Annotated in this window: 9 protein-coding genes and 2 rRNA genes; 3 read left to right on the top strand and 8 right to left on the bottom strand. The window is 69.9% G+C overall.

Features of this window, described 5'->3' with window-relative positions:
* Positions 1-112: 112 nt before the first annotated feature.
* The gene (locus tag F7P10_RS39860; protein WP_151017162.1) at positions 113-520 is read left to right on the top strand and encodes a DUF2795 domain-containing protein; all 408 of its coding nucleotides are present in this window, start codon (positions 113-115) and stop codon (positions 518-520) included.
* A 57-nt stretch (positions 521-577) separates the two neighbouring features.
* Here F7P10_RS39860 and F7P10_RS39855 read toward each other — a convergent pair whose 3' ends face one another.
* The 4 genes from F7P10_RS39855 to F7P10_RS39840 form a co-directional block, all read right to left on the bottom strand.
* On the bottom strand, positions 578-2,515 hold the full coding sequence (locus F7P10_RS39855) for an aconitate hydratase (RefSeq protein WP_151017161.1): 1,938 nt from the start codon (positions 2,513-2,515) through the stop codon (positions 578-580).
* Between the two features lie 2 nt (positions 2,516-2,517).
* Positions 2,518-4,044, bottom strand: coding sequence for an FAD-dependent monooxygenase (locus F7P10_RS39850; RefSeq protein WP_151017160.1), 1,527 nt, complete (start codon positions 4,042-4,044; stop codon positions 2,518-2,520).
* A gap of 83 nt (positions 4,045-4,127) precedes the next feature.
* Complete coding sequence (locus F7P10_RS39845) at positions 4,128-5,045, bottom strand: hypothetical protein (RefSeq protein WP_254716259.1); 918 nt, start codon at positions 5,043-5,045, stop codon at positions 4,128-4,130.
* 49 nt (positions 5,046-5,094) lie between these two features.
* Complete coding sequence (locus tag F7P10_RS39840) at positions 5,095-6,252, bottom strand: cytochrome P450 (RefSeq protein WP_218040285.1); 1,158 nt, start codon at positions 6,250-6,252, stop codon at positions 5,095-5,097.
* 117 nt (positions 6,253-6,369) lie between these two features.
* Here F7P10_RS39840 and F7P10_RS39835 point away from each other — a divergent pair, with 117 nt between their 5' ends.
* Complete coding sequence (locus F7P10_RS39835) at positions 6,370-6,924, top strand: hypothetical protein (protein ID WP_151017158.1); 555 nt, start codon at positions 6,370-6,372, stop codon at positions 6,922-6,924.
* 2 nt (positions 6,925-6,926) lie between these two features.
* Here F7P10_RS39835 and murA read toward each other — a convergent pair whose 3' ends face one another.
* On the bottom strand, positions 6,927-8,234 hold the full coding sequence (gene murA, locus F7P10_RS39830; RefSeq protein WP_151017157.1) for a UDP-N-acetylglucosamine 1-carboxyvinyltransferase: 1,308 nt from the start codon (positions 8,232-8,234) through the stop codon (positions 6,927-6,929).
* Positions 8,235-8,401: 167 nt separating this feature from the next.
* Between murA and F7P10_RS39825 the strand changes: the two genes are divergently transcribed.
* Positions 8,402-9,580: a cytochrome P450 gene (locus F7P10_RS39825; protein WP_151017156.1), complete on the top strand. Its 1,179-nt coding sequence runs from the start codon at positions 8,402-8,404 to the stop codon at positions 9,578-9,580.
* Between the two features lie 9 nt (positions 9,581-9,589).
* On the opposite strand, the gene F7P10_RS39820 is transcribed toward F7P10_RS39825, so the two are convergent.
* The 3 genes from F7P10_RS39820 to F7P10_RS39810 all read right to left on the bottom strand — a co-directional run bounded on the left by F7P10_RS39820 (position 9,590) and on the right by F7P10_RS39810 (position 14,112).
* Complete coding sequence (locus F7P10_RS39820) at positions 9,590-10,420, bottom strand: SAM-dependent methyltransferase (protein WP_254716258.1); 831 nt, start codon at positions 10,418-10,420, stop codon at positions 9,590-9,592.
* 306 nt (positions 10,421-10,726) lie between these two features.
* A 5S ribosomal RNA gene (rrf, locus tag F7P10_RS39815) occupies positions 10,727-10,843 on the bottom strand.
* Positions 10,844-10,999: 156 nt separating this feature from the next.
* Positions 11,000-14,112, bottom strand: a 23S ribosomal RNA gene (locus tag F7P10_RS39810).
* Between the last annotated feature and the right edge of the window lie 117 nt (positions 14,113-14,229).

Here is a 14,229-nt window from a genome sequence, read left to right as displayed (position 1 = left end):
CCCTCGCATTTTATGGGCCCGAAAGAGCCGGTAGCCGCATGTTTGGGCACGTCCGCCCGGGAACGATGTGCTCGGTAGGCGCACAGAGAGGACGAAAGAGAGGGCCGTCAACATGCCCGACAAGAGCGACAAGCACGGCGCGAAGCTCGACGACGAGATCGGCCGGGAGACCCAAGGCATGGTGCGCGGCGGCCATTCCACCCACGCGGAGGAGTTCAAGGAGACCGAGCCGACCTCCGACCGCGACGTCTGGGAGCCGGCCGAGCGCACCGGCGACGCCCGCGAGGGGTCCCCGCCCGGGATGAGCGCCTCCGACGTCGAGGACCGCAGCGCGCTGGCGCGGCTGCTCAGCGGCGTCCGCTACCCCGCCCGGCCCAACGACCTGATCGCGCACGCGTCCGACGCGGGCGACGGCGAGGACGCGGTCGGCGCGCTGGAGACGCTGCCCGACCGCGAGTACGAGAACCTCGCGGACGTCGCCGAGGAACTCGGCTACGGGCGCGAGGAGCGCCGCTACTGACCCCGGGGCTCCCCCGCCGGCACCGCGTCCGCCGATCCGCCCGCACCACCGGGCGGATCAGCGGACGCGTTCGCGCAGCAGCGGGATCTGGCCCCCGGCGGCCACCAGTTCGCGCTGCCGCTCCGACAGCCGGTGCCGGGCGCGGTACGTCTCGTCCTTCGTGAGGTTGCGGACCTCGACGTCGCCGCCCTCCCGCAGCGCCCCCGCGACGTTCTCCACGCGCAGCACGTCGCCCTGCCCGATCCGCTCCCGGTCGGCCTCGTCGGCGAACTCCAGCGGCAGGATCCCGAAGTTCACCAGGTTCTGCCAGTGGATGCGCGCGTACCCGCAGGCCAGCACGAGCCGGAGCCCGAGGTGGCGCGGCGCGATCGCGGCGTGCTCGCGCGACGAGCCCTGCCCGTAGTTGCGGCCGGCGACGACGGCGTGCGGCCCGGCCCGCCGCGCCCGGTCGGGGTAGTCCGGGTCGAGCCGGACGAACGCGAAGTCGGCGAGCCGCGCGATGTCGCTGCGGAACGGCAGCGCCCGCGCGCCCGCCTGCAGGATCTCGTCGGTCGACACGTCGTCCCCGACCGTGATCACGACGGGGACCTCCAGGTCGTCCGGGAGCGGGTCCAGTTCGGGCAGCACCCCGATGCTGGGCGCCTTCTCGAGGACGACCGAGCGCGCCCGCTCGGGCGGGAGCGGCGCCTCGAACTCGTCCCGGACGGGCGCGGCGGTCTCCGGGAGCCGCACGACCGGCGCGTCCATCGGCAGGTCCCGGGGGTCGGTGATCTTCCCGGTGAGCGCGGCGGCCGCGGCCGTCTCGGGCGAGCACAGCCACACCATGTCGTCCTCGGTGCCGGACCGGCCCGGGAAGTTGCGCGGGAACGTCCGCAGGCTGTTGCGGCCGATCGCGGGCGCCTGCCCCATGCCGATGCAGCCCAGGCAGCCGGTCTGGTGGATCCGCGCGCCCGCCTGGAGCAGGTCGGCGGCGGCGCCCGTCCGGGTGAGGTCGAGGAGGATCCGCCGCGACGTGGGATTCACGTCGAGCGACACGCCCGGACGCACCCGCCGTCCCCGGACGATCGCCGCGACCGCCGCGAAGTCCCGCTGCCCCGGGTTCGCCGACGACCCCACGACGACCTGGTGCACCTCCTCCCCCGCGACGTCCCGCACCGGCACCACGTCCCCCGGCGAGCCCGGCCGCGCGATCAGCGGCTCCAGCGACGCCAGGTCGATCTCGTCCGTGACGTCGTAGCGGGCGCCGGGGTCGGCGACGATCTCGGTGAAGTCCGCCTCGCGGCCCTGCCCGCGCAGGAACTCCCGGACCCGGTCGTCCGCCGGGAACACCGTGGTCGTCGCGCCCAGCTCGGCGCCCATGTTCGCGATGACGTGCCGGTCCATCGCGGTCAGCGACGCCAGACCGGGCCCGTGGTACTCGATGATCCGGCCGACGCCGCCGCGGACGCCGTGCCGCCGCAGCATCTCGAGGATCACGTCCTTCGCGCTCAGCCACGGCGGGAGCTCCCCCGTCAGCCGGACGCCCCAGATCTCCGGCATCGTGATGTGCAGCGGCTCTCCCGCCATCGCCATCGCGGTCTCCAGCCCGCCGGTCCCGATCGCGAGCATGCCGAGCGACCCGGCGGCGCAGGTGTGCGAGTCCGAGCCCGCCATCGTCGCGCCCGGCACCCCGAATCGCTCCATGTGCGTCGGATGCGACACCCCGTTGCCCGCCCCGGAATACCAGAGGCCGTAGCGGCGGCACGCCGACCGCAGGAAGATGTGGTCGGCCATGTTGCGCTCGTCGGCCTGCAGCAGGTTGTGGTCGACGTACTGCACGGACACGTCCGTCCGGACCCGGTCCAGGCCGAGCGCCTCCAGTTCCAGCATCACCATGGTGCCGGTGGCGTCCTGGGTGAGGGTCTGGTCGACCCGCACCCCGATCTCGGCGCCCGGCGTCATCTCGCCGCTCACCAGGTGCGCGGCGATCAGCTTGCGCGCCACCCCGTCCGGCATGATCAGCTCCTCCTCTCCTCCGCGACCGCGGCGTGCTCGGCCGCGTGCTCGGCGGGACGCCCGCACCAGCGCGCGAGCGCGGCGCGGATCGCGTCGGCCCGCGCGTCCGGCGCCGTCTCGCCGGACGCCCACGCGATGTACCCGTCCGGGCGGACCAGCACGGTGCCGCGGGTCGGCCCGCCCGCCACCGCGTGCCGCACCCGCCCGTCCCACTGCCGCGTCAGATAGGCGACCGCCGGGTCGTTCACCGCCGTCACCAGCGCGAACCGCCCGTCGCCGAGCAGGTCGTGCAGCCGCCCGCCGCCGGACAGCCGGACGTCCGGGGCGCGGCGCCCGGTCAGCCGGTGCGCGCCGCGCGGCGCCGGGTAGCGGACGTCGATGCCCGACACCGCCCCCGCGAGGCGCCGCGCGACGGGCCGGATCCCGGCCGCGCCCCGCAGCGCGGCGTCCCGCAGCCGCCGCTGCCAGCGCCGCTCGGCGAGGGCCCCGCGCAGCACCGCGCCGCTGCCGAGCAGGACGCGCCGCCCGATCGGGTGCCGCTCGTCGTGGTAACCGTCCAGCAGCCCCGGCGGCGCCCAGCCGTGCAGGTCCGCGGCGAGCCGCCAGGACAGGTTCGCGGCGTCCTGCAGCCCGAGGTTCATGCCCTGGCCGCCCGCGGGCGAATGGACGTGCGCGGCGTCCCCCGCGAGGAACACCCGCCCGACCCGGTACCGGGGCACCTGCCGTTCGTCGCTGTGGAACCGGGACGTCCAGCGGGGGTCGCGCATCCCGTGGTCGGTGCCCAGGACGCGCCGCGTCACCTCCCGCAGCTCGGCGAAGTCGACGGGCTCGTCGTCGTCCGCCTGGTGCGCGCGGTTCCATGCGCCCACCCGGTACCAGCCGTCTCCGAACGGGACGAGGAACGCGAGCGCGTCACCCGTCCCTTGCAGGGTCAGCGTGTCGCCCGGTGGATCGTCGAGCCGGACGTCGGCGAGCATCACCGACCGGACCGCGGACCGGCCGGGGAACGGCAGCCCCAGCGCCCTCCGGACCGTGCTGCCGGCACCGTCGGCTCCCACCGCGTACGACGCGCGCCGCGTCTCCACGGCACCCGCCACGCGGACCCGGACGTCCACACCCGAGTCGTCCTGGCGCAGGCCCATCACCTCGGCGCCGTACACGATCCGCGCGCCCGCGGCCAGCGCCCGCTCCCGCAGCACCCGCTCCGTCTCGTACTGCGGCGTGATCAGCACGTACGGGAACCGGCCGGGCAGCCGCCCGAGGTCGAGGCTCGCCCCGCCCGGCAGCCGCACCTCCCGCACGTGCTCCCCGGTGCCGGCGAGCTCGTCCGCGACGCCGCGGGCGTCCAGCTGCTCGAGGGTCCGCGCGTGCACGGCGAACGCGCGAGTGAGGTTGTCCACCTCCGCCGGCCGCCTCTCCAGCAGGGTGCAGCCGATCCCGGCCGCGGCCAGGTCCCCCGCCAGCAGGAGCCCGGTCGGCCCCGCCCCCACGACGATCACGTTTCCGGTCGGCCGTCCGATGGGCGGCATCGTGTCTCCTCTCGCTCGACGGCGGAGACCTCATCCCACGGACCCTTCCCCGGATCGCGCGGCCCTCACGCGGCCGCGCCGCCCTATCCGGCGGCGGTTCCGGCGTTGCGGAGCAGGATCGAGACGGCGCCGACGGTGGCGTACCCGCGCCACTCCAGCTCGGCGGCGGGCGAGTAGCCGGCGAAGTCCACCCGCCACCCGCCGTCGTCCTGCTGCCGCTCCGCCAGGCGCCGCAGCTCCGCCTCGACGATCGACGGGGCGAACAGGGACCGGACGGCGCCGTCCGGGCGCGGCGCGAAGTCGAGCGGGCGCATCATCTCGTCCTCGAGCCCGCCCGGCACGCGGACCATGCCGGACTCCGGAACGTGCTTCCCGAGGATCCCGACCAGCTCGGTGTCGCCCGCCGCGTCCGCCAGCGCGAGCGCGAACGCCAGTTCCAGGGCGTGCGGCTCGGCGACCGCGCGGGCCGCGGCCCGGCAGTAGCGCACGGCACGCTCGAGCCACGGATGCGCCGCGACCGCCGGGTCGTGCGCGGCGACGCGCCGCGCCGTCGCCGCCACGATCGCGGTGATCTGCAGCGACGACGCGTCCGGATCGGCGGACGCCCAGAACGGCGCGCACCCCGCCGGGTCGGGGACGGGCAGCGCGAACGGCAGCCCGCCGTCCGGCAGCGTCACCGACTCCAGCCAGTCGCACAGCGCGGCCGCCTCCGGCGCCGTATCGGGCCCCAGCTCCTCGAAGACCTCGAACGCGTGCAGGGCCCCGCCGGGCTGGCTCGTCCGCGACCGCAGGTCGGGCTCCAGGCCCCGGCCGTAGCCGCCGTCGGGGTTGCGGTACGCGTTCAGGGCCGCCAGCAGCGCCGCCCGGTCACCGTCGCCGGTCAGCAGTTCGAAACGGCGCCGGTCGAGCGGCCGGGCGTGCGTGGCCATGAACTCCGACGCCCTGCCGAGGTCGATCCCTTCGATGTCGATGTTCTTACCGATCTCAGTACCGATGTCCATGGCACCAGCGTGGCCGCGGCCGGTCACGCCGTCTTGCACGTTCCGGTCATCACCAGGTAAGAACCAGCTCCGCGGGCGAACGGTGGATCAGGTTCGGCGTCATCTCCACCGGCTCCGCGAGCCGCAGGCCGGGCAGCTCCCGCGTCAGCGTCTCCAGCGTGATCCGCGCCTGCTCGCGGGCCAGCCGCGCGCCCGGGCACGCGTGGACCCCGTGCCCGAAGGACAGGTGCCGCGCGACCGGGCGGGTGATGTCGAACTCGTCCGGACGGTCGTGGACGTCGGGGTCGCGTCCGGCCCCGGCGAACGCCACGAACACCTCGGCGCCCTCGGGCAGCCGCGTTCCGGCGAGGGTCGCCGGCCGCGTCGTCCGCCGCCGGAATCCCTGGATCGGCGCCTCGTACCTGGCCGTCTCCTCGACCGCCGCGGGGATCAGCTCGGGCCGTTCGCACAGCAGCTCCCACTGGCCGCGCCTCAGCAGGTGCAGGACGGCGCTCCCGATCAGCGCCGTGGTGGTCAGATGCCCGGCCAGGAGCAGGTTCTGCAGATTCGACAGCAGCGTCCCGTGCGGCTCGATCGCCCGGATCATCTCCCCGCACAGATCGTCGCCCGGTTCGGCGCCGCGCCCCCGCACGTGCGCGTCCAGGGTCCGCTTCATCCCGGCGACCGCGCCCGCCGCGGCGACCTGCTCCGCCACCGGCATCGGTCGGAACACCAGGTCCTCGGCCCGGTGGCTCCCCGCCACGGTGGCGGGCACGTCGGCGGGGTCGAGCCCGAGCAGATGCCCGATCACCTCGCCGGGCAGCACCCGCGCGTACCGTCCCATCAGTTCGACGCGCCCGTCGGCGGCGAACCCGGCCACGAGCGCCGCGGCCCGCTCGGTGATGAACGGGACGGCCGCCGCCACCCGCGCCGGGGACAGCCCGCGCGTCAGCGGCTCCCGCACCCGCCGGTGGTCATCGCCGTCCGCGGTGAGCGCCACCGGCCGCCCCGACGGAACCGAACCGAGGACGGCGACGGCCTCGGGTCCGGGCAGGACCTCGGGACGCAGCGCGTTCGCCGACGAGAACGTCGCGGGATCGCGCAGCACGGCCCGGACGTCGGCGTCCCGCGCCACCAGCCACGCCTCCAGGTCGGGGACGAACGTCAGCCCGTCCGCCGCGCGGGCCCGCGCGTAGCAGGGGTGGGGGTCTCGCCGGTCGAAGTCCACGGTCCTCCCCGATCGTCCGCCGCGCCGCTCCACCCGCACGCTAGTGCCCGCGGCCCGGCCCGTCACCCGCCGGAAAACCCGATGCCGGGCCCGCCCGCCGCCGCCTAACCTGGCCGCATGGACGTCACCTTCGAGCGGACGGGCCGCCGCCGCTACGCGACGATCGTCACTCCGCCCGGACGGGCGCCCCGGCGCATGGACCCGGCGCCCGGGTACGACGATCACATCCCGCACGACCTGGTCCACTATCTGACGGAGGCCGAACTGGGCCTGGCGCGCGGCGTCTTCGGGCGCGCGGCGGCGGGCGGCGGCGGCTTCGCCGAGACCGCCGAGGTCCCGGGCGACCGACGCGCGCGGGCCCGCGCGCAGCGCAGGACGAAGAAGCGCGAGGCGTCCCTCGGCCGCGCCGACGAGGGCGACATGGCACGCTCCGAGGAGCTCGCCGGGCTGTCCGCGCTCGCCTGGTGGCGGCGGTCCGGCGCGGAGAGGCCCGCCTGGGCGGTCCACGTCCCCGTCCCGCCGGAGCACGCCGCCGCCGTCGACCGGATCCTGGGCCACCTCGACGAGGCCGCGCGGCTCTGGCACGGCCTCCCCGTCGGCGGCTCCGTCACCTACACCTGGCCGCACACGGTCCCGTCCGCGAGCGGGACGCGCACGACCGCCGGCGGCTAGCGTCAGGCCGTCGCGGTCTTCAGGGCGAGGCCCAGGTCACGGAACTGCTCGACCGGCCGGTGGTACCCCCGCTCGATGTGGTGGACGCCCCGCAGCGTCGACGGGCCCTCCGCCACCGCCGCCGCCAGCACGGCCGAGAACCCGGCGCGGATGTCGGGCATCGTCACGTCCCCGCCGCGCAACTTCGTGACGCCCCGCACGACAGCCGAGTGCAGCGCCGCCGTGTCGTGGTACCGGCACGCCGGGCCGCCGAGGCAGGTGTCGTACACCTCGATCTCCGCGCCCATGCTCTGCAGCGCCGGAACGTACGCGAGCCGGTTCTCGTACACCGTCTCGTGCAGCACCGACATGCCGTCCGCCTGCGTGAACAGCACCATCAGCGGCGTCTGCCAGTCCGTGGCGAACCCCGGGTGCGTGTCGGTCTGCACCGCCGCGGACCGCAGCCCGTCCGGCGCCGACGCCATGATCCACTCGTCGGTGATGTCGAACTCGGCGCCCATCCGGGTCAGCGTGGTGATCGCGGTGACGAGCCGGTCCTGCGGGCAGCCGTGCACCCGCACCTCGCCCCCGGTGACCAGGCCCGCCACCAGGTAGGAGAACGCCTCGATCCGGTCGCCGCCGAGCCGCGTCTGCGCGCCGCCCAGCCGGTCGACGCCCTCCACCACGATCCGGCGGTCGGGCGCGAACGAGATCCGCGCGCCCATCCGCTGCAGGAACAGGGCCAGTTCGATGATCTCCGGTTCCGTCGCGGCGTTGCGGATGACGGTCTTGCCCTCGGCGCGCACCGCGGCCAGCAGCACCGTCTCGGTGGCGCCGACGCTCGGGTACGGAAGGTCCACCCGCGTCCCGACGAGCCGCGTCGCCCGCGCATGGATGCCGTCCGCCGCGTGCGTCACCTCCGCCCCGAACGCGCGCAGGGCCTCCACATGGAAATCGACCGGGCGCCGGCCGATCGGGTCGCCGCCGACCAGCGGAACGAACGCCTCCCCCGCCAGATGCAGCAACGGCCCCAGCATCAGGATCGGGATACGGTTCAACCCGGTGAACGCCTTGCCCACGCTCGGGTCGGACACCGCGCCGGGGACGACCGTGACCTCGTCGCCCGACCGTTCCACCGTCATCCCGACGTGCTCGAGCATCCCGGCCGTGATCCCGACCTCGCCGACGTCCGGCGCGTTGCCGATCGTGCTCGGTCCCCCGCCCAGCATGGCCGCCACCATGTGCTTGCTGACGGCGTTCTTCGCGCCACGTACCGTCACGTCGCCGCGCAGCGGCCCCGACGGCTCGATCTCCCATAGCTTCTCGGTCATCAATGCAGCCTAAGGCCGGACACGCGCACCGGGGCCGCGTTCGCGAACGCCGCCCGCCCGGCCCGGTGACGTCCGGTACAGGCCACCCGCACCGGGTCGCGCGGGGTGGCGGGCGCCGGGCGGGACGGGTGATGCTCGGGAGGTAGGCGACGACACAGGGAGAAGGAATGGGCGTGCATTTCAGCCTGTACGACAGCGGAATCCAGCACGACCCGTATCCGGTGTACTCGCGGCTGCGTGACGAGGCGCCCGTCTTCCGCAATGACGAGGAGGACTTCTGGACGCTGTCCCGGCACGCGGACGTGGTCGCGGCGTTCCGGGACCACGAGCGGTTCTCCAACGCGAACGGCATCCTGCTGGAACCGTCGGTCTGGGGACCGGACGCCCGCGAGCACGCGTCCTTCCTCGCGATGGACCCTCCGGAGCACACCCGCATCCGGGGCCTCGTGTCGAAGGCGTTCACGCCCCGCCGCATCGCCGAACTCGAACCTCGCATCCGCGAGGTCGCCCGCGGCCACCTCGACCGTGCCCTGCAGCAGCGCACTTTCGACCTGGTCGCCGACTACACGGCTCTCCTGCCGATGGACATCATCTCCGAACTCGTCGGGGTCCCGACCGCGGACCGGGCCGGGCTGCGGCACCTCGCGGACCAGATCGTCCAGCACGAGGAGGGTGTCCGGGACCTCAGCCCCGCGGGCCTCGAGGCGATCTTCGCACTGGGTGGCTACTTCAAGGACCTCATCGCCGAGCGCCGCCGGGACCGCGCCGGCCACGACGACCTGGCGTCCGCGCTGATCGACGCCGTCGACGGCGACGACCGGCTCACCGACGCCGAGATCCTCGGCGTTCTGTTCATCCTCGTCTCCGCCGGTAACGAGACGACGACCAATCTGATCTCGAACGCCTGGCACTGCGCCCGGCTCCATCTCGAGAGCCCGGCGGACGCGTTCGGCCGCATCGGCGATTGGATCGAGGAGACCCTCCGCTTCGAGCCCGCCTCCCAGGGCGACGGCCGCACCGCGGTCACGGACGTCCATCTGCACGGAACGACCATCCCCGCGGGTTCCCGGCTCCTGCTGCTGATCGGCGCCGCCAACCGCGACCCCCGCGCCTTCCCCGAGCCGGACCGGTTCGACCTCGACCGCGACACCCGCACCAAGATCAGCTTCGGCTCTGGACGGCATCACTGCATCGGCGCGCACCTGGCACGCCTCGAGGCCCGGGTCGCCCTCGAAGAGCTGACGGCCCGCATCACCGGCTACGACGTCGACGAGAACGCCCCGCGCATCCCCTCCCCGTACGTGCGGGGCTTCCGGACGCTGCCGACCACGGTGGTCCTCCGCTGAACCGCCCGGTCAGCGCTTGCGCGCCACCGCTCCCAGGAAGTGCGTCCGCTCGGGCTCCATCGGGGTCGGCTCGCCCTCGCCCAGCCCCCATTCCGGAACCCACACGACACCCGGTTCGGCGATGTCCGCGCCCGCGAAGAACCGCTCCACCGTCCGCGGATCCCGCGAGTGGATCGCCGAGGTCGACCGCCGGTAGACGCCCCGGGCGTGTTCGGAGGTCCCCTCGACCATCCCTCCCTCGTACCCGTGGGAGATCGCCAGATGGCTTCCCGCCGGCAACGGCTCCATGAGCCTCTTCACGAGGTCGAACGGCTCCTCTTCGTCCCCGATGAAGTGCAGGATCGCGATGAGCAGCACCCCGACCGGCTCGTCCAGGTCGATCAGCTCGGACAGCCGCGGGTCGGCGAGGATCTCCTCGGGACGCCGCAGGTCCCCCGCGATGACCGCGACATCGGCGTTCGCCTCGAGCAGCGCACGCCCGTGCACCAGGACGACCGGATCGTTGTCGACGTAGACGATCCGTGACTCCGGACGTATCTCCTGCGCGACCTCGTGCACGTTCCCCTGGGTGGGCAGCCCGGCGCCGATGTCGACGAACTGCGTGATCCCCGCACCGGCCATGTACCGGACGGCTCGCCGTAGGAACGCCCGGTTGGCACGGGCCGAAGTCGGCGCTTCCGGCACCGCCTTCATGATCTCCTCGGCGGCCGCCCGGTCGACGGCGTAGTTGTCCTTGCCACCCAGGAAGTAGTCGTAGATCCGCGCCGGCGTCGCCACCGTCGTGTCGATCCCGCCCGGCCCGGCCCCCGCCGTCTCGTGCTCCCGAATCTCCTCAGCCACAACGGCAGCCTAGGAGATCGGCCCGGACAGAAGCCATCACTCAAGACCCCTCGGAGAAAGAAGTTCTCGTGAACGGCGCCGCGCCCGCGCAACTCACAAAACCGCCTTCCCGTACCCTCCCCGCCACCAATACGGATACCGAATCAGCGATCATCTACGTTTCGCGTGACTACATCCAGGCAGCGCCCTCCAAGGGCCGGGAGGCATGCAGGACCTGTCCGGAACAGGCCAACTCCGAACCGGCAAGTGCCCACAAATGAGAAAGGGCCCCGCCGCGTAAACGGCAGGGCCCTCCCCACAAAAAAGGTCCGGCGGCGTCCTACTCTCCCACACAGTCTCCCATGCAGTACCATCGGCGCTGAGAGGCTTAACTACCGGGTTCGGAATGGGACCGGGTGTTTCCCCCTCGCCATAACCACCGAACGACCAACCCCCAACACCCATCACCGGGCGCGGGAAACTCATCGTCCAAGCAGACAGCTCAACAATATTCACTTAACAACACGGGTTCCCGTTTGCTTCAAGGGAACCACACAGGGACGCGAACAAACACACAGCGAGATGCTTTGAACGTTCAGTGTGTTCAAGCCACTCGGCCTATTAGTACCGGTCGACTCCACACGTTACCGCGCTTCCATCCCCGGCCTATCAACCCGATCGTCTCTCGGGGGCCTTACCCCACCCGAAGGTGGAAGGGAGAACTCATCTCGAGGAAGGCTTCCCGCTTAGATGCTTTCAGCGGTTATCCCAACCGAACGTAGCCAACCAGCCATGCCCCTGGCAGGACAACTGGCACACCAGAGGTCCGTCCGTCCCGGTCCTCTCGTACTAGGGACAGACCCTCACAATTCTCCTACGCGCGCAGCGGATAGGGACCGAACTGTCTCGCGACGTTCTAAACCCAGCTCGCGTGCCGCTTTAATGGGCGAACAGCCCAACCCTTGGGACCTACTCCAGCCCCAGGATGCGACGAGCCGACATCGAGGTGCCAAACCATCCCGTCGATATGGACTCTTGGGGAAGATCAGCCTGTTATCCCCGGGGTACCTTTTAGCCGTTGAGCGACACCACTTCCACACGTAGGTGCCGGATCACTAGGCCCTGCTTTCGCACCTGCTCGACACGTCCGTCTCACAGTCAAGCTCCCTTGTGCCCTTGCACTCGCCACCTGATTGCCAACCAGGCTGAGGGAACCTTTGGGCGCCTCCGTTACACTTTAGGAGGCAACCGCCCCAGTTAAACTACCCACCAGGCACTGTCCCCCACCCGGATCCACGGGTGCGGGTTAGACGCTCAAAACGACCAGAGTGGTATTTCACCAACGACTCCACCCGAACTGGCGTCCGAGCTTCACAGTCTCCCACCTATCCTACACAAGACGCTCCAAGCGCCAATGCCAAGCTATAGTGAAGGTCCCGGGGTCTTTCCGTCCTGCTGCGCGAAACGAGCATCTTTACTCGTACTGCAATTTCGCCGGGCCTGTGGTTGAGACAGCGGGGAAGTCGTTACGCCATTCGTGCAGGTCGGAACTTACCCGACAAGGAATTTCGCTACCTTAGGATGGTTATAGTTACCACCGCCGTTTACCGGCGCTTAGATTCTCAGCTTCGACCCCAAAAGGATCTAACCGGTCCTCTTAACGTTCCGGCACCGGGCAGGCGTCAGTCCGTATACCGCGTCTTACGACTTCGCACGGACCTGTGTTTTTAGTAAACAGTCGCTTCCCCCTGGCCTCTGCGACCACACCCAGCTCCCACCGCAAGGATGATCACCAGGCATGGCCCCCCTTCTCCCAAAGTTACGGGGGCAATTTGCCGAGTTCCTTAACCACAGTTCACCCGATCGCCTTGGTATTCTCTACCTGACCACCTGAGTCGGTTTAGGGTACGGGCCGCCGATACACTCGCTAGAGGCTTTTCTCGGCAGCATGGGATCACTCACTTCACCTAAAACGGCTCGGCATCACATCTCACCCTCAATGCGCCACGGATTTGCCTATGGCGCGGGCTACATGCTTACCCCAGGACAACCATCGCCTGGGCTGAGCTACCCTCCTGCGTCACCCCATCACTCACCTACTACCCCCTCGGGTCCCACGCTCCCCAACCATCGTCTCCCGAAGGAAACAGATGGCGGATCGGATGGTTAGCATCAGAGGATTCAGCGTTGGCGCATACCAGCGGGTACGGGAATATCAACCCGTTGTCCATCGACTACGCCTGTCGGCCTCGCCTTAGGTCCCGACTTACCCTGGGCGGATTAGCCTGCCCCAGGAACCCTTGGTCATCCGGCGCACACGTTTCTCACGCGTGATTCGCTACTCATGCCTGCATTCTCACTCCCACAGCCTCCACCACTCGATCACTCGGCGGCTTCACCGGCTGCAGGACGCTCCCCTACCCACCCCGAACAAAAGCTCGGAATGCCACGGCTTCGGCGGTGTGCTTGAGCCCCGCTACATTGTCGGCGCGGAATCACTTGACCAGTGAGCTATTACGCACTCTTTCAAGGATGGCTGCTTCTAAGCCAACCTCCTGGTTGTCACGGCAACTCCACATCCTTTACCACTTAGCACACGCTTAGGGGCCTTAGCCGATGATCTGGGCTGTTTCCCTCTCGACTACGAAGCTTATCCCCCGCAGTCTCACTGCCACGCTCTCACTTACCGGCATTCGGAGTTTGGCTGACGTCAGTAACCTTGTAGGGCCCATCAGCCATCCAGTAGCTCTACCTCCGGCAAGAAACACGCGACGCTGCACCTAAATGCATTTCGGGGAGAACCAGCTATCACGGAGTTTGATTGGCCTTTCACCCCTAACCACAGGTCATCCCCCAGGTTTTCAACCCTGGTGGGTTCGGGCCTCCACACCGTCTTACCGGCGCTTCACCCTGCCCATGGCTAGATCACCCCGCTTCGGGTCTACAGCATGCGACTCAAACGCCCTATTCAGACTCGCTTTCGCTACGGCTACCCGCCACCGGTTAACCTCGCCACACACCATAACTCGCAGGCTCATTCTTCAAAAGGCACGCCATCACCCACACAAACACAAGGCTCATGAAGAGGCTCTGACGGCTTGTAGGCACACGGTTTCAGGTACTATTTCACGACCCCTCACCGGGGCACTTTTCACCTTTCCCTCACGGTACTGGTCCGCTATCGGTCACCAGGAAGTATTCAGCCTTACCACGTGGTCGTGGCAGATTCACACAGGATTTCACGGGCCCCGTGCTACTCGGGAACACACCCAGAAGCCACTCAAGTTTCGTCTACCGGACTCTCACCGTCTACGGTCGGCCTTCCCATGCCATTCGACTACCCGAGCAGTTTGTAACTTCTCGCCGGACTGGTAGATCCAGCAGGATGGTCCCACAACCCCGCACACGCAACCCCTACCAAGTATCACACGCGCACGGTTTAGGCTGATCCGCTTTCGCTCACCACTACTCACGGAATCACTATTGTTTTCTCTTCCTGCGGGTACTGAGATGTTTCACTTCCCCGCGTTCCCACCAGCCGCCCTATACATTCAGACGGCGGCGACACCCCATGACGGGTGCCAGGTTTCCCCATTCGGAAATCCCCGGATCAAAGTCTGGTTGCCGACTCCCCGAGGCATATCGCAGGCTCCCACGTCCTTCATCGGCTCCTGATGCCAAGGCATCCACCGTATGCCCTTAAAAACTTGAACACACAAAACGATCAAAACAAATCGCAGATGAGATCGAAACCCGAACGGATTCCAACCTCACCAGAGATGCTCGCGTCCACTGTGCAGTTCTCAAAAAACAACCGGGCCCACCAAACC

The organism is Actinomadura sp. WMMB 499, from assembly GCF_008824145.1.
In the GTDB taxonomy this organism is placed as follows: domain Bacteria; phylum Actinomycetota; class Actinomycetes; order Streptosporangiales; family Streptosporangiaceae; genus Spirillospora.
Note: the sequence above shows the minus strand (reverse complement) of the source record. Positions and strands in the feature narration are given on the sequence as shown.